The organism is Aquaspirillum sp., assembly GCF_055136605.1.
Window position 1 is genome coordinate 31,357 of the sequence record NZ_JBSQVP010000009.1, and the last position, 19,751, is coordinate 51,107.

15 protein-coding genes and 1 tRNA gene are annotated in these 19,751 nt (G+C 49.7%); 7 read left to right on the top strand and 9 right to left on the bottom strand.

Translation table 11 applies throughout. The features are described 5' to 3' along the window. Window positions 1-137 precede the first annotated feature (137 nt). The 7 genes from ACTBZS_RS02965 to ACTBZS_RS02995 form a co-directional block, all read right to left on the bottom strand. Complete coding sequence (locus ACTBZS_RS02965; protein ID WP_463043219.1) at window positions 138-740, bottom strand: hypothetical protein; 603 nt, start codon at window positions 738-740, stop codon at window positions 138-140. A 65-nt stretch (window positions 741-805) separates the two neighbouring features. Next, on the bottom strand, window positions 806-1,285 hold the full coding sequence (locus tag ACTBZS_RS02970) for a Mov34/MPN/PAD-1 family protein (protein WP_463043220.1): 480 nt from the start codon (window positions 1,283-1,285) through the stop codon (window positions 806-808). Beyond that, complete coding sequence (locus ACTBZS_RS02975; protein WP_463043221.1) at window positions 1,264-2,934, bottom strand: ThiF family adenylyltransferase; 1,671 nt, start codon at window positions 2,932-2,934, stop codon at window positions 1,264-1,266. Before ACTBZS_RS02975 ends, ACTBZS_RS02970 begins: the two co-directional genes overlap by 22 nt. After that, window positions 2,924-4,093 carry a CBASS cGAMP synthase gene (locus ACTBZS_RS02980; protein WP_463043222.1) on the bottom strand — a complete coding sequence of 390 codons (1,170 nt, stop codon included), beginning with the start codon at window positions 4,091-4,093 and terminating at the stop codon, window positions 2,924-2,926. The genes ACTBZS_RS02975 and ACTBZS_RS02980 overlap by 11 nt, the downstream gene beginning before the upstream one ends. 9 nt (window positions 4,094-4,102) lie before the next feature. Next, window positions 4,103-5,137: a CBASS cGAMP-activated phospholipase gene (locus tag ACTBZS_RS02985; protein WP_463043223.1), complete on the bottom strand. Its 1,035-nt coding sequence runs from the start codon at window positions 5,135-5,137 to the stop codon at window positions 4,103-4,105. Window positions 5,138-5,279: 142 nt separating this feature from the next. Further along, window positions 5,280-6,344, bottom strand: a complete 1,065-nt coding sequence (locus tag ACTBZS_RS02990; RefSeq protein ID WP_460430521.1) for a ribonucleotide-diphosphate reductase subunit beta — start codon at window positions 6,342-6,344, stop codon at window positions 5,280-5,282. Window positions 6,345-6,419: 75 nt separating this feature from the next. Then, on the bottom strand, window positions 6,420-9,251 hold the full coding sequence (locus tag ACTBZS_RS02995; RefSeq protein WP_463043224.1) for a ribonucleoside-diphosphate reductase subunit alpha: 2,832 nt from the start codon (window positions 9,249-9,251) through the stop codon (window positions 6,420-6,422). A 396-nt stretch (window positions 9,252-9,647) separates the two neighbouring features. Here ACTBZS_RS02995 and ACTBZS_RS03000 point away from each other — a divergent pair, with 396 nt between their 5' ends. Genes ACTBZS_RS03000 through ACTBZS_RS03020 form a run of 5 tightly spaced genes read left to right on the top strand, consistent with a single transcriptional unit; the run spans window position 9,648 to window position 16,024 of the window. Beyond that, window positions 9,648-12,833: a response regulator gene (locus ACTBZS_RS03000; RefSeq protein ID WP_463043225.1), complete on the top strand. Its 3,186-nt coding sequence runs from the start codon at window positions 9,648-9,650 to the stop codon at window positions 12,831-12,833. A gap of 43 nt (window positions 12,834-12,876) precedes the next feature. Beyond that, the gene (locus tag ACTBZS_RS03005) at window positions 12,877-13,800 is read left to right on the top strand and encodes a diguanylate cyclase (protein WP_460430524.1); all 924 of its coding nucleotides are present in this window, start codon (window positions 12,877-12,879) and stop codon (window positions 13,798-13,800) included. A 50-nt stretch (window positions 13,801-13,850) separates the two neighbouring features. Further along, the gene (locus ACTBZS_RS03010; RefSeq protein WP_463043226.1) at window positions 13,851-14,411 is read left to right on the top strand and encodes a DUF1415 domain-containing protein; all 561 of its coding nucleotides are present in this window, start codon (window positions 13,851-13,853) and stop codon (window positions 14,409-14,411) included. Continuing rightward, window positions 14,408-15,307, top strand: coding sequence for a class I SAM-dependent methyltransferase (locus ACTBZS_RS03015; protein WP_463043227.1), 900 nt, complete (start codon window positions 14,408-14,410; stop codon window positions 15,305-15,307). Before ACTBZS_RS03010 ends, ACTBZS_RS03015 begins: the two co-directional genes overlap by 4 nt. Window positions 15,308-15,316: 9 nt before the next feature. Next, entirely contained in the window at window positions 15,317-16,024 is a 708-nt protein-coding gene (locus ACTBZS_RS03020; protein WP_463043228.1) for a peptidoglycan DD-metalloendopeptidase family protein, read from the top strand. Here the strand turns inward: ACTBZS_RS03020 and ACTBZS_RS03025 are convergent. Further along, entirely contained in the window at window positions 16,005-17,213 is a 1,209-nt protein-coding gene (locus ACTBZS_RS03025; protein WP_463043229.1) for a YbdK family carboxylate-amine ligase, read from the bottom strand. The genes ACTBZS_RS03020 and ACTBZS_RS03025 overlap by 20 nt on opposite strands. Continuing rightward, the gene (locus tag ACTBZS_RS03030; protein ID WP_460430529.1) at window positions 17,206-18,411 is read right to left on the bottom strand and encodes a cation:proton antiporter; all 1,206 of its coding nucleotides are present in this window, start codon (window positions 18,409-18,411) and stop codon (window positions 17,206-17,208) included. Before ACTBZS_RS03030 ends, ACTBZS_RS03025 begins: the two co-directional genes overlap by 8 nt. 185 nt (window positions 18,412-18,596) lie before the next feature. Between ACTBZS_RS03030 and ACTBZS_RS03035 the strand changes: the two genes are divergently transcribed. Then, window positions 18,597-18,672: transfer RNA gene (locus tag ACTBZS_RS03035), tRNA-Asn, on the top strand. Between the two features lie 132 nt (window positions 18,673-18,804). Continuing rightward, a complete protein-coding gene (locus ACTBZS_RS03040; protein WP_463043230.1) occupies window positions 18,805-19,665 on the top strand; it encodes a tyrosine-type recombinase/integrase in 861 nt (286 codons plus the stop codon). Window positions 19,666-19,751: the final 86 nt, after the last annotated feature.

Genomic DNA, 19,751 nt, shown 5'->3' on the forward strand with positions numbered 1-19,751 from the left:
TTTTGCTAAAGGGAAGGATTGTGCCATAGCTGGTTAGGTTGGGCGTGGTTGGGGGACATGCAAGGCTTCGTCAAGCTGACCGCGCTGGATCAAAATATCAGTTATCTTACCCTGCGTCACTGCGCCGAATTTTAGAATCACTCGTGAGCTCGAATATGTGTAGCAAGTGCTAAAGCGAGTTCCACATAAGACCGTGCATCACCCTCGCTAAGGTCGAGCTCTTGTGCGTGTGCTGCTTTGTTGCGCAGTTGCTGAAGCCGTTTAAACGATTCAAGCTGCTTCTGGTCAATTACTTTGCATTGAAGCAAATACTCCCCTAGATGAGGGAAGTTCCTGAAGGAATTATTGGGAGGCATACTCCAAAATGAGCTGGCCACTTCAATTGCTGCCGCTTCAACTTCAAGCCAGGCCTCCATGACCGGGACGCGTGTCGAGAAGCTCACCATACGTAGAAGATCGTCGCGCTTGGTTCTAAGTCTCTCAGTTAATAGTTTCGTCGCTTGCTGTCCGTCGTTATGGCTATCTGTTGGAAGTATAGGTTGTTCTGGCATAGAGAGGGATTTTGCTTTGAGATCTGCAATCTCGCGGGAGAACTCCATTTCTAATTCTTTATATTTCAATTTTCGGAGAAGTGGTATCAGTTCTCCAGTTGGCTTGCGGAGCATAAATACCAGCAACACGGAGGATGCTGGCCATGCCAGTGCTTTAATTGCTTCGGCAATGAATGTCAGTGTGTCCAAGTTGTTGTTTCCCCGAAATACCTAATGTAGAAGTTATGAGTGGCCAAGTGGAAAATTATTAATTATTATATTGAATTGTAAAGTAAGAATCGATGTCCTTTTTTGTTCGGGCCTTCTAGGTAAATATCAACCTTTCCAACAATAATAAATATTAAAGGGCGGGGTGAATTTCTCCTCAATTTGTCCCACTCTCTTCTGTCCGTTGATGAAGGGGTAGGGTGATCTTCTGGATGTGTATGCCAGTCTCCCAGATAGTCTACTGTACCACCACTTTTCATCCACTGCTGTCGGGCAACATCTTGGTGGTGCCAAGAGCTTCTGAAAAAACTGAACATACCACGTTTGTCATTTGGAGTGGGTTCAGTTGCAAGGATGACTTCAAAATCCATCTCTCCACGACGATATCCCAGTAGGATCCCACCAGCCTCATGATCAAAGGGTCCTAATTGGCGATAGTTGTGGAGAATGGTTTGAACAGGTGGAGTTAATAGTACCCAGCACTTGTGCTCCGACAGGTGAATTGCTAGATCCTGAAATTGGTACATGTCTGGCAATTTTTAGTTGGTGAAGTAATTACTCTTTCTTGGCAGTCAGGGTGTATATTCTCGCGGCTGGCATTTAATATCACCGTTCTCAGTTCACCATCTATCAGATGTCCATTTCGCCAATCAATTGCCATCTGTGCTATTAGTGCGGCTGCCATCATGGGAGCTGATACGGCATAAGGTGTTACGTATGAACAACCGATCATGCGTCCTTCTGGTGCCGTTTTAAGTACAGGCCATCGCTCAGTAACTGTCCCGTTCTCCCATACCTTTAAACAGTCGAAGCAGGCGCTGTATCGTTCACTCCAAAGTGCTTGAACGGCCTCGCCGTTACCTTTAACCCATCCATGGAGTAGTGGGGGTACAACTTGATTGTTAGAAAGTCTCTCCCTCATTTTTTCAGCTAGAACAGAAGAGAGCGGCTCTTCACCTGTGCTATCAATGACTAGATCCGCGTCGAAGATATTCTCCCAATCAACTGCGCTAGTTATGATTCCTTCAAATACCCCTGAAGGCAGTTGCTTCTTCAGGTATTCAGTCATTGCGTAAGCCTTGTGCTTCCCAGTATCTTCGTCACCAAGAATATGTCTACCGATATTTTCCTTCATCAAGAGATCGACGTCACAAATAACCAATTTGCCGTTACCCCCCGTTCCTGCACCGAGTTTGGCGATAGCGTTAGCGAGGTAGCCTCCTACCGCACCCGCCCCAACCAGGTGTATTCGCAGTCCACTTAGGTCTAGGTGTGACACTAGCGAGCGGTGATGAATGAAAGAGGGGCTTTCGTTTTGAATATGCATTCTTCGAATTGGATGCTTAGAAAACTTGCTATTCATTAATAATGTGGATAGGCGACCGAAGTTTCGCTGATATAGCCTCTGGAGAGGCAAGTCTTCGACCACTGCTCCACACCACAGCGCATCATGGTGGAACAAAAAAAGGCAGCGACGATCCTTGGCTACAGCCGGATTGGCAAATCGAGAGGTGAGGGTTGGTAATGATAGGGGAGAAATGGCATGTAGCCATTCCAGCAGTTCTCCAAGAGTGCTAGGAGGTCCCTGCCGATGAACTGTAGGTTCACACGACAGGGGTACGATGATGCAGGGGCAGGAGCGATTCCCTTGTTTCTTCGCTCCAACTTCTGTCGCAGCCAGATGCCAAACTGCAGTCGAAGAATCGTATTTAGCTATCAACCTGTTGAGGTGACGAGGGACATCCTGATAGAGGTACCCAAACTCGGCGGGACGCCAGTGGGCTTCGAATTCGGATGTTATTTCCCGGGTCTGATAGTCAGCATCGTCAAGTTTGGCCAAAATACTTTCGGCCAATTGCAGGCAAAGCTCGACAGTCTCCGCGGGGGTGTGTCTGTTTAGTACCCCTTGCCCTTTGGCTAAGTAGCAAACGATGTTACCTGGGTCAATGTGTGCCCAAGTGCCGGGCTCCAGATCGGGCACAATAATGGTCGGGTGCATAATGAAGTCCCAGTCTCGGATTTCAATTGTGGCCCGCCATCTTCTGTCCCCTGCGTGCAGTAAACCTTCCGCAAGTAACCATTCTGGTCTTTTCGAGTTGAGTTCGGTAAAGCCACGGCCACGGAGGGCGTGGCTTACCGCCCGCATTGCTGAGGAATGTCGTGGTTTAACCGGCATGCGTCTTATGTACTTGAGGGGCTGCGACCACTTTCGCCGGCTGTTGGCGAATGATTGCGACCTGTTGATTGCACTGCTCGATCTCGTTCGGAAGAAAGGGAAGACGTTCGCCAAATACAGTACGTAGCTCGAGGTTTGCTTGCTCCTTTTCATGGAGGTTCATTTGATCCATCACCATATTTAATGCATGAGAAAGCTTGGCAGCCAAAGACGATGCATGAACACGCTCTGGCTCCGACATTCGGTTCAGGTTCTCTCCATCGCCAATACGCCTTTCGCACACATTACCTCGTAGCTGCTGAGGGAGTTCGGCACAAACTGCTTTTAGCATGAGGTCATCACGGGAAGGCAGGTCGATGATATTTTCCAGTGTTTGGCAGGCGGACACCATCAGGAGGATGGAGGAGGGGCCGCCATTTTTCCAATGATGATCGCGCCATGCTTTAAGGTAACGGCAGACCCTGACTAGGCGTTCGTCTCCCAAGCGGGTTCTACACTGCCGGAACCAGCGGATGACTTCACGCGGGTCAGACTTACTCCATTCTCCGTTTTCGCAGGCCAACACGATAGAGTCGAGATTGTCCCACTCCTGCTCCGAGAAAGCGGATGCCAGAGAGATGCTCATTGATGCTCTTCTGGATTTGGCAACGGTCTCCGTAATGGTCTCGAAGTCCTTCAGCGGTGCGGCATAGAGAGGAAGGTCAATATGGGCCGAACTACCGTGGTTTAGGAGGACACGAACGCAGCGCTCTTTGCGCGAAAGTGTCCATCCCTTTTCTTTGGACAAGGGTTGCATGACCTCTTCGACCATCCGGAAGTAGGTTCTGGCCGCATGCTTAGGACTGCGGGTGTTTTCTTCCCAATGGTTTACAGGTAGGTAAATGCCAATATCGCGGTCCACTTCTTGAGGTGGAAAGTGGCAGGGTTCATTTGCGGTATTGTAGGCAAACGAGCCTTGTGTCATGAAGCGGGGAGTAACGTTAGCTTCGGCTTGAAGGTTATGTGCAAGCCAATCAGGAATCGTTTGGCGAAGATGCGCTTTGATAATCTTCGCAGCCTCCTGAATGACGTCCTTGCGATGAGAAGCAACTTCAAGATTATCGATGAAACGATCTGCTTTTTGACTATGGTTAAGCAAGCGGCTGACATTGAGGGCCATATTGATCTCCTAAGTGGCATCGACCGGTACGTGGTTGGCATTGGGGCCGTGGTAGAACGTCGGCCGAGTTGGAGTGTGAGATTTCAAGTTGCAAATGAGCTCTTCTGAAACCTGCTCCCGAATCGTTGCTCCGGCTGTAGCTAAAAGCACATCAGTCGATACCTTATTGGCAAGGTCGAGTGCCACATTTTCAGTGTTATGTGCGCTAACTGATAAGTTCAACCGGGTATATTTACTGCCGAGCCAATGAGTAAGCATGTCTGCAGACATACGCTCTTGGGCATTAATAGAGACATCAAATAAACTCGTTCCCCAGCCGATGAAGCCTGGGTTTTGCTTATTTTCGTCCAGCGCTGCCCCAGGTGACGCAGTGCCAATTCCGAGGACTTGGATATCCTCGAGCTTGACGGCGTTACCATTTTCTACGAATTGCATTGCCTCGTGGACTGCGTGAAGAGCTGGATCATTTGCGACAAGTCCACCATCGAGGTAACGCTCACCAGAAACCCGATGGGGTGGAAAGTAAGTCGGCGCTGCACTAGTAGCTAATGCAACGTCTACGATGGATAGCTTGAAATCTGTTTTTAGACGTTCGTGGTGAGGCGTTTTGAACATCCGTGTGCGACCCGTATTAGCATTGACGGCGGGAACTAATATACGATGCTCCAGATGACCAATAGTCTGCTCCCCAAAAATATCTACCAACAGATTTTGCAAAGCATCCACTTGGTATCGGGCTCCAAGAAGCCCTTTGCCAAATAACATTGTTCTGCGTATGGCACCACATATCCCAGTCGTTTGCTGGGTGATAGGTGCGGCAAAAATTCTCGACCCGTGGTCTATCAGCTTTTGCTTAATGGTACTGGCTGGGATTCGGTGAGCCAGAGCAAGGGCCATGATGCCACCGATGGACGTGCCTGCGAATAAATCGATATGGTCAGCTATGGGTGTACCTAGCCTGTTCTCGATATATTCAAGGATGTGTGCGGTGTAGAGCCCACGGTAACCTCCCCCTGAAAGAGAGAGGATCTGAAAAGTTGGCATCAAAAGTCCCCTTCAAGCATATAAAAAGGCCCTGTTTCTGTAGGGCCTTTTTTGGTGCCATGCAAGATTTCATGTTTTGGCTATCGGAAATTGCAAACTTTGACTACAAAATTTCAAACTTTCCGATTTCTGACATTTACCCTTAATCCCAGTTCAACGCACCACCGGTTTGATATTCCGTTACCCGTGTTTCAAAGAAATTCTTCTCTTTCTTCAAATCAATCATCTCGCTCATCCACGGGAAAGGATTGTTTGCGCCGGGGAATAGTTCTGGCAGCCCAATTTGCACCATCCGGCGGTTACAAATAAAGCGCAGATATTCTTTAAACATCGGCGCATTCAAACCCAAAATACCGCGTGGCATGGTGTCTTCAGCATAAGCATATTCCAATTCAACCGCCTGACCGAATAATTCAGTAATGTCTTGTTGAAAAGCCTCAGTCCATAAATGCGGGTTTTCCAGCTTAATTGAGTTGATCATATCAATACCAAAATTACAGTGCATGGACTCATCACGCAAAATATATTGATATTGTTCTGCCGCGCCGGTCATTTTGTTTTGTCGGCCCAATGCCAAAATCTGCACAAAGCCAACATAGAAGAATAAACCTTCCATAATGCAGGCGAATACAATCAGCGACTTTAACAGCGTTTGATCGTTTTCTAAGGTGCCGGTTTTGAATTCTGGATTAGTCAGGGCATCAATAAATGGAATTAAGAAATTATCTTTATTTCGAATCGATGGGATTTCGTGATAGGCATTAAATACCTCGCCTTCATCCAAACCCAAGGATTCAACAATATATTGATAAGCATGGGTATGAATCGCTTCGTCAAAGGCTTGGCGCAGTAAAAATTGCCGGCATTCTGGGGCAGTGATCTGGCGATAGGTGCCCAACACAATATTATTCGCGGCAAGGCTATCCGCTGTGACAAAAAAACCAAGGTTGCGTTTTACCACGCGCATTTCATCAGCAGACAGTTGACCAGATTTCCACTGCTCAATATCACGCTGCATATTCACTTCTTGCGGCATCCAGTGGTTAGCACACTGGGCAAGATATTTTTCCCACGCCCATTTATATTTAAATGGCACTAATTGATTAACGTCGGTTTTGCCATTGATAATCCGCTTATCGACGGCATTCACACGACCTTCGTTACTCGTTGGGCTGGCCACAGCCACATCATCAAAACTTAAACTCACAATCACTCTCCAATTTTTTTAAGAATTTGGCGCAGCTCACACCGCGCCAAATCCAAATGATTTTTTACGCTGCGTTTACTGGCACGACTCACAATCAGGGTTGTCGATGGAGCAGAATTTCATATCGGTTGCTGGTAATTCCGGCTCAGCCGCTGTTGGGGGGGCAGTGTAAGACGCTGCCGCAGGGACGGCGTTCAATTCACCGCCGCGACCCGTTGATTTCTCCGCCGCCGTTGCCGCCAACGTACGCAGGTAATAGGTGGTTTTCAAACCGCTCACCCAAGCATGTTTGTACAACTCATCCAATTTCTTACCCGACGCACCTGCCATATAAATGTTTAACGACTGTGCTTGGTCAATCCATTTTTGCCGGCGGCTGGCGGCATCAACCAGCCAGCGAGGATCAATTTCAAAGGCAGTGGCATACACAGCACGCAAATCGGCGGGGACACGGTCAATCGGGCCAAGGCTGCCATCAAAGTATTTCAAATCCGATACCATCACCTCATCCCACAACCCCCGCGCTTTCAAATCACGCACCAGATATTCGTTCACCACTGTGAATTCACCAGACAAGTTCGATTTCACAAACAAGTTTTGATAGGTCGGTTCAATCGAGGCGGAAACGCCAATAATGTTGGCAATGGTGGCGGTGGGGGCAATCGCCAAACAATTGGAATTACGCATCCCATGTTCGGCAATCCGCGACCGCAGTTCAGCCCAATCTAAGCGGCTTGAGCGATCCATCTGTAAATATTGCCCACGGGTGTCGGCCAATAAGCCAATCGAATCCTGCGGCAAAATGCCACGATCCCACAAACTGCCCGGATAGGACGCATAACGGCCCCGTTCCTGCGCCAGCTCTGTCGATGCCCAATACGCATGATAGGCCACCAACTCCATCGAACGGTCGGCAAAGTCAACCGCTTCATGGCTGGCATACGGCACACGTTTTAAGTGCAAACAATCTTGGAAACCCATAATGCCCAAACCGACAGGGCGGTGTTTCAAGTTGGCATTACGGGCTTTTTGCACCGGATAGAAATTGATGTCGATCACATTGTCCAACATCCGCATCGCGGTACGGATGGTGCGTTTGAGCTTCTCGCTATCGAGTTCGCCATCACGCATGTGGTTGACCAAATTTACCGAACCCAAATTACACACCGCAATTTCTTCTTCGTTGGTGTTCAGGGTGATTTCGGTACACAAGTTAGAACTATGCACCACGCCCATGTGTTGTTGTGGGCTACGCAGGTTGCAAGGGTCTTTGAAAGTCAGCCAAGGGTGGCCGGTTTCGAACAACATCGACAACATCTTGCGCCACAGCGTCACCGCTGGCAGTTTTTTGAACATCTTGATCTCACCACGTGCGGCTTTCGCTTCATAGGCAAGATAGGCTTGTTCAAATTCATTACCGTATTTGTCGTGTAAATCTGGGCATTCGCTTGGGGTGAACAACGTCCACTCGCCATTTTCCATCACTCGTTTCATAAACAAGTCGGGAATCCAGTTGGCGGTGTTCATATCATGCGTGCGGCGGCGGTCATCGCCGGTGTTCTTCCGCAGTTCTAAGAATTCTTCAATGTCTAAGTGCCATGTCTCTAAATAGGCACACACCGCACCACGGCGTTTACCGCCTTGGTTCACCGCCACCGCAGTGTCATTCACCACTTTTAAGAACGGCACCACGCCTTGCGATTTACCATTTGTGCCTTTGATATGGCTGCCTAATGCCCGTACCGCTGTCCAGTCATTGCCCAAGCCACCGGCAAATTTGGACAATAGCGCGTTTTCTTTAATTCCTTCGTAAATCCCATCGAGATCATCCGAAATCGTTGTCAGATAACAGCTAGACAACTGACTGCGGCGGGTGCCGGAGTTAAAGAGGGTGGGCGTCGATGACATAAAGTCAAACGAGGACAACACCTGATAGAACTCAATTGCGCGTGCATTCCGGTCGCTTTCATTCAGCGCCAGCCCCATCGCTACCCGCATAAAGAACGCCTGTGGCATTTCGATACGCTGACCGTCGATGTGTAAGAAATAGCGATCAAACAGGGTTTGTAGGCCGAGATAGCCAAATTGGTTGTCACGTTCTGGTTGTAATGCCTCGCCCAAGCGTGGCAAGTCATATTCGGCTAAGCGTTCATCTAACAGCTCGGCATCAATACCACGACGGATAAACGACACGAAATAATCGGGATAACGCACGGCCATGTCGCTTGGGCTGATGGTTTCACCCAAAATATCGAGGCGGATGGTGTTCAGCAATAAGCGGGCAGTGACTTTGTCATAGGCTGGATCTTGCTCAATCATGGCGCGCGCGGCCAAGATGGCGGATTTATTCACCTCATCCACTGACACCCCGTCATACAGGTTCTTCAGCGTTTCGCTGAGAATGTGTTCAGGTTGGGTTTCGGTTTCTAAGCCTTCACACGCCGCCGTAATCAGGGCGCGCAGTTGTGCCATATCCAATGGCTGGCTCTGCCCGTGACGATCCACCACATGCAACACCGGCACCTCGACGGGTTCGGCGGCTTGTGCTTTTTGTTGGGCGCGTTGACGTGAGCGTTCTTCACGATACAAAACATAGGCGCGTGCCACTTCGTGTTCTCCTGAACGCATCAGCGCCAATTCAACTTGGTCTTGAATTTCTTCAATGTGAATCGCGCCACCTTCTGGCTTACGACGCAAGAGTGCACTGACCACCTGCTCGGTTAACACAGCCACTTCATCCCGAATACGGGCACTGCTCAACCCACGTTGACCGCTGACGGCAAGAAAGGCCTTGCTCATGGCAACGGAAATTTTCGAAGGTTCAAAATCAACCACTGCGCCATTGCGACGAATGGTTTTGTAGTTGGCATACGATTGACGTGCGGAATCGGCAACAGACGTGGACATGCAGCGATCTCTCTGAAATAAAGGCGAAAAAGGGGAATTAAGCTGGAAAAAAACCGCAAAAATTCAGGTACAAGCGCAGTTTTTAATACGGCAGAACGCAACAAAAAAACACAACATATAGTTGTGTCGTTGTTTAATGGCACAAATTGTAGTGGGTTGCGCGGGACAACACAATCTTGACAGACAGCTCAAAATTCGCCATGTGCTGAAGTTGCCACAACCGATACCAACACGCTAAGCAAAGTGGGTTATGACGCTGCAGAAAAAGTTTTCTTTAGTCTGGCAAAACAATAAAACGGCATAATGAAAGTATCTCAAATTGTAAAAGCATGGCAGAAAGCACCATGATAATGGTAAATTGTCAGTCTACTTTTTCGATTTAAGCAGCGTATTAGCATGCTTGTTTCTCTACGAACTCTTTCCCTACGGCGTGGGCTTACATTAGCCACCATCGTGCTGACGCTATTTATCACCGTCCTCTATGGGCTGTGGCTTTACAGTAGCCGCCAGCGTGATATTGCCCAAGCCTATGCCGGTGCGACGAATCTTTCGCTCACCTATCAGGCCTTTATCGAACAATCATTCGATGGCCTCGACAGCGTGTTAGAAATCACCCAGCGCCATGTTCGCAATCAAGATGTGTTGCATGTCACTGAGGCCATTCGCACCGCGATTGATGTGCGGATACAACAAACCCCCTATCTACAACATATTGTCGTGATTGACCGCGATGGTTTTGCTCGCAATTCTGCCTTGGCAGAACAACAGCTCAATCTACAGCAACGCCCTTATTTTGTTTTTCACCAAAAAAATACGCTGTTTAAGCCCTATGTCAGTCCGGTCTTTGACTCTGCTTTACGACCTGGGGCTAAGGTGTTCACCATTAGCCGGCGCTTAGAAACCAGCGATGGTGAGTTTGCCGGCGTGGTGGTGGCGGCGATTGACATCATTAAATTGGCCTATCGTCTCGATCAATTACGCGGTTTACCCGATGCTGCTGTTGCCTTAGCGCATCACAATCGCACGTTAGTGACACGGACACCGCTGGTTTTGTCGCGTATTGGTACACCATTGATTGGCCCAGAAAGTTGGTTCCAACACCAAAGTGTGCAATTTGAAGTCGATCAGGGACTCGACGGTAAAGTTCGTTTAGCCCACATGCAGCGTATCCAGCGTTATCCGTTTTATATGTATGTCACCCGTGAAAAAGAGGTGATTTTGCAGAACTGGCAGCGCAATGCTTGGATTGTTGGCTTTGGTTGGTTGATTTTTATTTGTTCAATTTGGTTAGCGCACTATTTGTTGCAAAAACAATTATCACAGCGCGATGCACAAGAACGGGCACTTCGCAATAACGAAGCGGCACTCTTGCGTGCCAAAGAAGATGCCGAACGCGCCAGTCAAGCCAAGGGCGAGTTTTTAGCCAATATGAGCCATGAGATTCGCACGCCAATGAACGCGATTTTGGGGCTGGCGCAATTGATGGAAGATGGCGAATTGGGCCAGCGTGAGCGTGATTATCTCGACAAAATTCAACGCTCTGCCCGTTCGTTATTAGGTATTTTGAATGATATTTTGGATTTTTCGAAAATCGAGGCCGGCCGTCTGGAGTTAGAGGATGTGCCGTTTGCGATGGATGAGTTATTGCGTAATTTAAGCGCGATTATGTCCACCAATGCCCGCGATAAAGGCATTGAAACCATCTTTCAAATCGATCCTGATGTCCCTCGGCAGTTGGCCGGTGATGCCTTGCGCTTGCAGCAGGTGTTAATCAATTTAACCGGCAATGCGATTAAGTTCACCCACGCCGGAGAAGTGGTGCTCAGTATTCAATTACTGCGGCAAGAAATGGATCGGGTCGAATTGGGCTTTGTTGTCCGTGATACGGGTATCGGGATGAGTCCCGAGCAATTACGCAATCTGTTTAATGCTTTCAGTCAGGCCGATGCCTCCACCACCCGCCGCTTTGGCGGGACGGGTTTGGGATTGGTCATTAGTCAACGGCTGGTGCACATGATGGATGGCGAGATTTTGGTGGAAAGCCAGCTTGGTCAGGGCAGCACTTTCCGCTTTACTGCCCAATTCCGCCGCTTACCCGATAGCAGCACCATCAAACCAGCGCCAGTCCGCCATGAGATGCACGCGCTTAACGTGTTGATTGTCGATGACAACGAAACATCGCGTGTGGTGTTGCAACAGCTCTGCCGGTCGTTTGGTTGGGGCGCCGATTTGGCTGCTTCGGCAGAGGAAGGCTTGTCGTATCTCAATCAACCTCAGCAAAGCTACGATCTATTATTTTTAGATTGGCAAATGCCGGGGATGGATGGCCTAGAGATGATGCGGTATGCACAGCAGCATCACCCAAGCCAACTACCACCGGTGATTTTGATGCTGACTGCGGCCAACTTAGAAGAATTAGAACAAGCCGCCGGCGACTTAGAGCTCAATGGTCTGTTGTCCAAGCCGGTGACGCCATCAATGGTGTTCGATGCGGTGATTCGTGCGCGCAATCAAGGCCAACAACCGCGCTCGCCTGATACGCCTGCCAAAATCAGTCAGCTTGAAGGCCGCTTGCAGGGAATGCGTGTATTACTGGTGGAAGATAATGAAATCAACCAGTTAGTGGCCTGTCAGTTATTGGGGCGTGCCGGTGCGATGGTGGAAGTGGCAGAAAATGGCCGTGAAGCGGTGCAATGTTTGAAACGCAAGCCAACGGCGTTTGATGCAGTGTTAATGGATGTGCAAATGCCGGTGATGGATGGCTACACCGCCACCCGCGCCATTCGTCAAGGCTTAGGCTTGACCGAACTACCGATTATTGCCATGACAGCCAACGCGATGGTCAGTGATCGGCAAGAAGCCTTGGATGCCGGAATGAATGCCCATGTCAGTAAACCAGTAGAAGCGGATATTTTGTTCCAAACCCTATTGGAAACCACAGGCTACCAAGTGCAACCGTTGTTGCCTGCTGCCGTCGCGGTGACAAAAACCGAGTTCCGTTTACCCGATCAATTGGCTGGTATTGATGTCGCGGCTTCGCTGGCGCGGGTTGGTGATGCCCGCTTGTTAGCGCAATTACTGGTGCGTTTTGCCGAAACACAGCAAGACAGTATTGAAGATGCGTTACAGCATTGGGAAGCTGGCCGACAAGAACAAACAGTACAGATTTTGCACCGCCTACGCGGTGCAGCGGCAAACCTTGGCGCGGTGCATCTTGCCGATTGTGTCGCGCAAGCAGAATCGGCGGCGAAAGCTGCCGCGCCCTTCCCTCGGGCGCAAGAATGCTTCCGCTTACGCACTGCATTAGAAGAAGTGGTGCAATCGGCGCACTTAATTCAACAACAGCTTAAGAATGAGAACGCCTCTCATGCAAATGATGAGGTACATGCCACCTTCAATCACACAGAAATAAATGCCTTACGTGCTTTGTTACTGGAATATAATCTTGCCGCGCTGGAGATGATTCGCAACGATTTACCGCGCTGGGAAGCCACGTTAGGCAAAACAGCGGCGGCGGCTTTGCTTACTGCGGTGGAGTCACTCGACTTTGAAACCGCACTTAAGCAACTTCCCACCAGTTGAACATCATCTGTTGTTAACCTGACTTGCCGAGAGCCCTAATCTGATGCCAACTTCGTTTTCGACCGACCTGCCTTTACGCGGCCGTATTCTGATTGTGGATGACATGATGGAAAACGTGCTGGTATTGAACAATATTTTGAAGGAACAACACGAAGTGTTGTTTGCTTTGAAAGGGGATAAGGCAATTGAGTTGGCACAAACTCGAGCTCCTGATCTGATTTTATTGGATGCGGTGATGCCCGAGATGGACGGTTATACGGTCTGTTCTACACTCAAACACGACCCGTTGACGGCAGATATCCCGATTATCTTTATTACTGCGCTTACTGATGCCCAAGATGAAACACGGGCGCTTGATATTGGCGCGGTGGATTTCATCAGCAAACCGGTCAACCCCTCGATTGTGCAAGCACGGGTACGCACTCACTTAACCTTAAAACGGCAAACCGACTTGTTACGCCGCCTTACTTTGTCGGATGGTCTGACCTGTATCGGTAACCGCCGTTGTTTTGACGAGCAATATCAGCGGGAATGGCGTCGTTGTCAGCGTAACCAACGCCCTTTGAGCTTGATGTTGATTGATATTGATCACTTCAAACTCTACAACGACCACTATGGGCATCAAGCTGGTGATGAAGCCCTACGCCGCTTTGGTGGTTTGTTAAATCAAACCATTCAACGCAGCAGCGACCTTGCTGCACGCTATGGTGGCGAAGAATTTGCTGTGTTGCTATCTGAAACTGACAGCGAACATGCCCTTGTTGTGGCAAATAAAATCCATCAGGCGTTGGCAGAAATGGCCATGCCCCATCTGGCTTCTCCCACGGCTAACATCATCACTGCCAGTATCGGCTTGGCTTCACTGGCGCCTCATGCTGATTTGGCACCCGAGAGTTTGTTAGAGCGTGCCGATCAGGCCTTGTATCGTGCTAAACACTCTGGACGTAACCGGACTGAGATTGGCTAAATCCCTTGTGGCTGGTTGCGTTAAACTGGTGCTTTTGTCAGGAATTGCAGATGACTACGCCAGAAGACGTGATTGCCGCAACCAAAGTGTGGCTAGAGAAGGCGGTAATTGGGCTGAATTTGTGCCCATTTGCCAAAGCCGTGTATGTCAAAAACCAAATTCGCTTTGTGGTCAGCCAAGCGCAACATCTCGATCAGTTTTTAGAAGAACTGGACGATGAGTTAGCGCTGTTGGCGGCAACACCAGCCAGTGAAATCGACACCACCTTATTGATTCACCCGACTTTATTCCCTGATTTCTTAGAATTTAATGATGTGCTGCAAATCGCCGAAGCAGCGCCAGCCGATCAGGGCTTAGAAGGCGTGATCCAAGTGGCCAGCTTTCACCCTGATTTTCAGTTTGCTGATACTGAGCCAGACGACATCAGCAACTATACCAATCGTTCTCCCTATCCCACATTACACTTGATTCGCGAGGAGAGTATTGCGCGGGTGGTGAGTCAAATCGACAACCCCGATACTATTTTTGAACGCAATATCGCTACGATGGAAAAAATCGGTTTGGCAGGCTGGCAAGCACTCGACATTCCAACATGGAAGCCTTCGGTATGAGCGACAAAAAGAAGAAACATATCAGCTATCGGCCAACCGTGTTGCCGCCCGAAGTCCGCGAGGGCCAATCGGTTGAGTTATTAAAAGCGTTGCATATCCTGACCCGTGATGGACAGCTCAACCAAGACAGCCGCCGTAAACTGAAACAGGTTTATCATCTCTACCAATTTATCGAGCCTTTATTGCAGGAACTGGCAGACGCTGCTGCACCCTGTACCCTTGCCGATCATGGGGCAGGGAAGTCGTATCTTGGTTTTATCCTGTACGATTTGTTTTTCAAACAACGTGAGGTCGGCCATATTTTTGGGATTGAGACACGGCAAGAACTGGTACAGCGGTCGGAAGAATTGGCCGCTCATTTACAGTTCCCTCGGATGCGTTTTCTGAATCTCAGCGTCGAAGCGTCGATCACCTCGACAGACTTGCCCGCGCAAATCGACATGGTGACGGCGTTACATGCGTGCAATACGGCAACTGATGATGCCATCCGCTTTGCCTTGCATAAAAAAGCCCGTTTTATTGTCTTGGTGCCGTGTTGTCAGGCTGAGGTCGCTGCTGTGTTACGCCAACATAAAAATAAGATGTTGGGACAAACTCCATTGTCTGAAATGTGGCGGCATGCCATCCACACGCGTGAATTTGGTAGCCACCTCACCAATGTCTTGCGCTGTTTGGCGTTAGAAGCCTATGGCTATCAGGTGACGGTGACCGAATTAGTCGGGTGGGAACATTCGATGAAAAATGAGCTGATTATTGCCCGTTATACCGGTCAACGGCGTGGGAATGCACAGCAACGTTTGTTAGCCATTTTGCAAGAATTTGGATTGGAAGAACTGACCCCCCGCTTTTTGCCAGACATGCCCGTTGCCGCCCAAGGTGAGCAAGAAGCTGTATAATCGGTTTCCATGACTGCTGCTGATTTCCTCCGCCCCCTTGCCGTTGCCGCCTTAGCCTTGAGTGTGCTGTATGGATGTGCGTCTTCAACCACACCTTCCGCCGGTGTCGATGTCAATGCACCGGTTGAACCGGGCTATTATCGCGTTCAGGCTGGCGATACCTTATTTCGGATTGCAAAGCGTTGGGGGCAGAGTGTCAGTACCTTGGTGAAGTGGAACAATCTTGCCGACGCCAGCCAAATTGAAGTGGGACAGGTGTTGCGAGTGGCACCTCCCACTGTTGCGGCAAACCCAACCACGACGCCCCGTGCCCCAGTGTTACGCCCCACACCAAAAGACCCTGTTGTAACCCCTGCACAAGCGGGTATCCGCTTAGCCATGCCGGTGACCGGTGGCAAACTTGGGAATTTCAATACAACCACCAATGGGGTGGATATTGCTGGCGCAGTGGGGACTCCGATTTTAGCTGCTGCCCCCGGTAAGGTAGTGTATGCCGGCAGCGGGATTCGACAGTACGGTAATATGTTGATTATTAAACATAATAAAGACTATCTGACTGTCTATGCCCATAACAGCAAATTGTTAGCCCGCGATGGACAAACCATCAGCACCGGACAAACTATTGCCGAAATGGGCAGCCACGGCGGTAAACCCCTGCTGCATTTCGAGCTGCGTTATCGTGGCAAACCGATTGATCCTAGTGCCTACTTCCAATAACTCGTTCACGGCCATACATCCATCGTTCTGCCTGTCGCCGCACCACATCACTGAGTGAGTGGGTGCGGGCATAGGCTTGACGTAGCCAATCACTATCAGAATCTCGCGCTAAGGTGCGTTCGCGCAACGCAGCCAAAATACTGTCTTCCTCCACCGATTCGGATACCCTGCGCAGTTGGTCGAGGGTAACCAAAATATCCTCTAATACCGAGGTTTGTGTGCCTTCTAATGGCTTAACCAACACCCCTTCAAAGCCAAAGCGACAGGCTTGAAAACGGTTATAGGTATAGGTCAAATAGCTGTGGGCATCGGTGGGTTGCATGGGCTGGGCAAAACAGTGTTTGGCCAATAAGCGGATATAACCGGCCAATAACACAGCATTTTCAATACTCAGTGGCGTATCACAAATTCGCACTTCCACGGTGCCATATTCGGGTTTTGGCCGAATGTCCCAGTAAAAGTCTTTCATACTGGCAACAATCCCGAGTTTGGCCATGTTTTGAAAATATTGATTAAATCCTTCCCAATCGTTGACACACGGCATCGAGCCCGATAGCGGAAAAGCGTTCACACTGGTCAGGCGAGAGGTTTGAAAACGGGTATCCACGCCTTGATAAAAAGGCGAGGAAGCGCTCAAGGCGATAAAGTGGGGAATATAGCGCGATAAATAATGCGTTAAACGCACGGCCCAATCCCCATTTGGACAGCCGATGTGTACGTGTTGACCATATACCGTAAATTGTTTGGCCAGATAACCATACAACTCACCGACTAAACGATAACGCTCTTTTGGGTAAATCCGTTGGTCATCCCAATGTTGAAACGGGTGTGCACCACCACCAGCCAACGCCAAATTCAACCGTTCAGCGGCAGCCACCAACAGCGAGCGAATGGCGCGCAGCTCTGCTAATAAGTCATCAGTCGAAGTATGAATTGCCGAGCCAATCTCAATCATGCCCTCGGTGATCTCTGGCTTAATATCGTAGCCATGTGGCTTACGGTTAATTAAATGCAGCAAATCATCCGACCCTCGCGTCAAATTAAAGTCGCGGACATTAACAATCATCAGCTCCAATTCGACGCCCATCGTCAATGGCGACGAGGACTGAAAAAATAGCATCGGTTCAGGTGTGACGGTGGGGGCGGTGAGCGTGGGCAGTGTTTCTACAGTGTGGGTGAGATCAGTCACGGGTTTCTCCTGATGCGATTAAACCGACCCGTGCCACAATCGGGCCCAGTAAATCTGAACACAAAACCAAGGCCAACATCAGACCAGATAGTTGCGCACCAAAAGCAGGAAATAAGCTGCCAATGTGCAACATGAGTAACAAAGTGCTGCTAGACACCGGAAACAGGGTCAAACCCAAGCAACCACCGCGCCGCCACGACAAACCATTCCAACGCGAAAAAGCCACGCCACTGCCCATCAAAACTACCGCCCGTAGGCCAAGGAAAGCCAATGCGACCGGCCACATGGCAATAAAGTGTTCGGGGACTAACACCGCACCGGAATAGACAAAAAACACCAAGAATAAAATATGACCCAAGCCTTCTAAATTCGGCTCGATGATGTTGTATCCTCGGTCTAAGACACGGCTCAGACAGCCAAGCGCCAAGGCAGCGATTAAAGGTGATAACGAAAACTTAACGGATAGGCCGACGGTCAAGGCAATTAAGGCTAATAACAGGGCGTTTTGTGTAATGGCTTCGCGGCCCAGCCAGCGGCTTAATGGAATCGACAGTAAAGCCATCACTACTCCGAGGCCTAAGGAACCTGCCAACAGTCGTAGAAAATCGGTGAAAGCGGTGGTGGCAATGGCAAACTCGCCAGCCAGTTGTAAGGCAGAGATGCCGGCGGTGAACAATACCAAAGCAAATAAATTATTAACTGCCGTAAAAACCAAGGTGCGCTCACTGACTTGACCCTCGGCGCGCATTTCGCGAATTAGATGTAATAGGATGGGCGGTGAGCTGGCGCTGCCCATGGCGGCTGCCAAACTGGCCAAACCCGAAGGCAAGCCCAACCCCATCATCAGCCCGAGAAGGGCAATAAACACCAGTGTACTGGTTAAAATACTCGACCATAATAATCCGCGATCATGCACCAGCCACCGCACATCTAGGCGCCGTCCTAGCTCGAATAAAAACAATCCAAGGGCAAGATCGACAAATAGCTGAATATCACCCAACACCGTTCGTGATAATAGATTTAATCCAGCAGGGCCAAGCAATAAGCCCGTGAGCAAATAGCCGGTTAAGGCGGGAAGATGGAGTACCCGATGAACCAATTGCCCCCCGAGCACGCCAAGTGCTAACACCAAACCAAAGGCGCCCAAGGAATCCAAGGTCAACGCCCCAGCCCACCATGAGTGTTCTTCACTGAACATACGGTCTTTCTCCACTCATTGTTTGTGAGAGCCGCTAAGGCTGCCTGATCTGTATAACAGTAGTCAATAAAAAACTGTTATACCATTAACATTTATTAAGCTTTTTTCAAAAAAAGAAGACGAAAGATGTTGACAAACAGTAAGAGGATGTCTATTATGCCGACCTATCGATGCACTGCAACGATTCCTCGATAGCTCAGTCGGTAGAGCGCCGGACTGTTAATCCGTAGGTCCCTGGTTCGAGCCCAGGTCGAGGAGCCATAAGATTCAAGCACTTAGCCCGCTACCCAGCGGGCTTTTTGCTATCTGAAGGCTTTTTTGCTGCATTTTTGCTGCACTCTCCTGCGCGTGATTTGCTGCAGCAACGCTATACTGATTTTTCAGGAGTTAGCGATGGCAACGATCACCAAACGGGGTGACTACCAGTTCCAAGCAATCATTCGCCGCAAAGGCTATCCATCTCAAACCAAGACTTTCGAATCCCGGGCCGACGCTGAGCGCTGGGCACGGGAAGTCGAAGCCAACATCGATACCGGCTATTTCCGGGACCGGCGTGAAGTAGAACGCACTACCCTCGGTCAAGCCCTGCAGAAATACCTTGAGCAGATCACCCCCAAGAAACGGGGGCTGGTCGCCGAGCGCAATCGAATCCTGCAACTTCAGGTTCATCCGATATCGTTACGCCCTCTCGCCAGCCTGCGCGCCAAGGATTTCGTAGAGTATAGAGACGAGCGACTGAAACTGGTCAGCGCCAACACGGTCCGGCTCGAGCTAGCGTTGCTCTCTCATATGTATACCATTGCCATTAAAGAATGGTCAATGCCGCTGATGCACGAACTGCGTAATGTCCGCAAGCCTCAGGCGGGACCGGGGCGGGAGCGGCGTTTATCCGCTGAGGAAGAAAAGCGTCTGCGCAAAGCCATCTATCGTCCTCAGGCTCGTGGCGCCGAGGTTTGGCTTGAAGCATGCATTGATATCGCCCTCGAAACAGGAATGCGCGCTGGGGAAATCCTTTCGCTCGAATGGCGCCAGGTCAAACTCGATGCCGGCACGATCCGTCTGGATATGACAAAAAACGGTAGCGCTCGTACCGTGCCGCTCACCCTGAAGGCCGCCGAGACCCTGCGGCGCTTGCCCCGGGATATCAGTGGCAAGGTTATCCCGAACTTCCACGACACCTCCGGACTTGACCGTGCTTTCAAGCGCGTCTGCAAGGCAGCAAAAATCACTGACCTGCATTTTGTAATGGTCTAATACCCGTAGACACCTCGATAGGGCATGATAGATCTTAACGAGGGAGAAGAAATGAATTCAAAACGTAGTCAATATGATGCGAGCTT

What these genes read in the sequence shown, in the direction of transcription:
- ACTBZS_RS02970 (WP_463043220.1), bottom strand. Translation starts at nt 1,285, where the DNA reads ATGTACCAATTTCAGGATCTAGCAATTCACCTGTCGGAGCACAAGTGC.
- ACTBZS_RS02975 (WP_463043221.1), bottom strand. Translation starts at nt 2,934, where the DNA reads ATGCCGGTTAAACCACGACATTCCTCAGCAATGCGGGCGGTAAGCCAC.
- ACTBZS_RS02980 (WP_463043222.1), bottom strand. Translation starts at nt 4,093, where the DNA reads ATGGCCCTCAATGTCAGCCGCTTGCTTAACCATAGTCAAAAAGCAGAT.
- ACTBZS_RS02985 (WP_463043223.1), bottom strand. Translation starts at nt 5,137, where the DNA reads ATGCCAACTTTTCAGATCCTCTCTCTTTCAGGGGGAGGTTACCGTGGG.
- ACTBZS_RS02995 (WP_463043224.1), bottom strand. Translation starts at nt 9,251, where the DNA reads ATGTCCACGTCTGTTGCCGATTCCGCACGTCAATCGTATGCCAACTAC.
- ACTBZS_RS03000 (WP_463043225.1), top strand. Translation starts at nt 9,648, where the DNA reads ATGCTTGTTTCTCTACGAACTCTTTCCCTACGGCGTGGGCTTACATTA.
- ACTBZS_RS03005 (WP_460430524.1), top strand. Translation starts at nt 12,877, where the DNA reads ATGCCAACTTCGTTTTCGACCGACCTGCCTTTACGCGGCCGTATTCTG.
- ACTBZS_RS03010 (WP_463043226.1), top strand. Translation starts at nt 13,851, where the DNA reads ATGACTACGCCAGAAGACGTGATTGCCGCAACCAAAGTGTGGCTAGAG.
- ACTBZS_RS03015 (WP_463043227.1), top strand. Translation starts at nt 14,408, where the DNA reads ATGAGCGACAAAAAGAAGAAACATATCAGCTATCGGCCAACCGTGTTG.
- ACTBZS_RS03020 (WP_463043228.1), top strand. Translation starts at nt 15,317, where the DNA reads ATGACTGCTGCTGATTTCCTCCGCCCCCTTGCCGTTGCCGCCTTAGCC.
- ACTBZS_RS03030 (WP_460430529.1), bottom strand. Translation starts at nt 18,411, where the DNA reads ATGTTCAGTGAAGAACACTCATGGTGGGCTGGGGCGTTGACCTTGGAT.
- ACTBZS_RS03040 (WP_463043230.1), top strand. Translation starts at nt 18,805, where the DNA reads ATGGCAACGATCACCAAACGGGGTGACTACCAGTTCCAAGCAATCATT.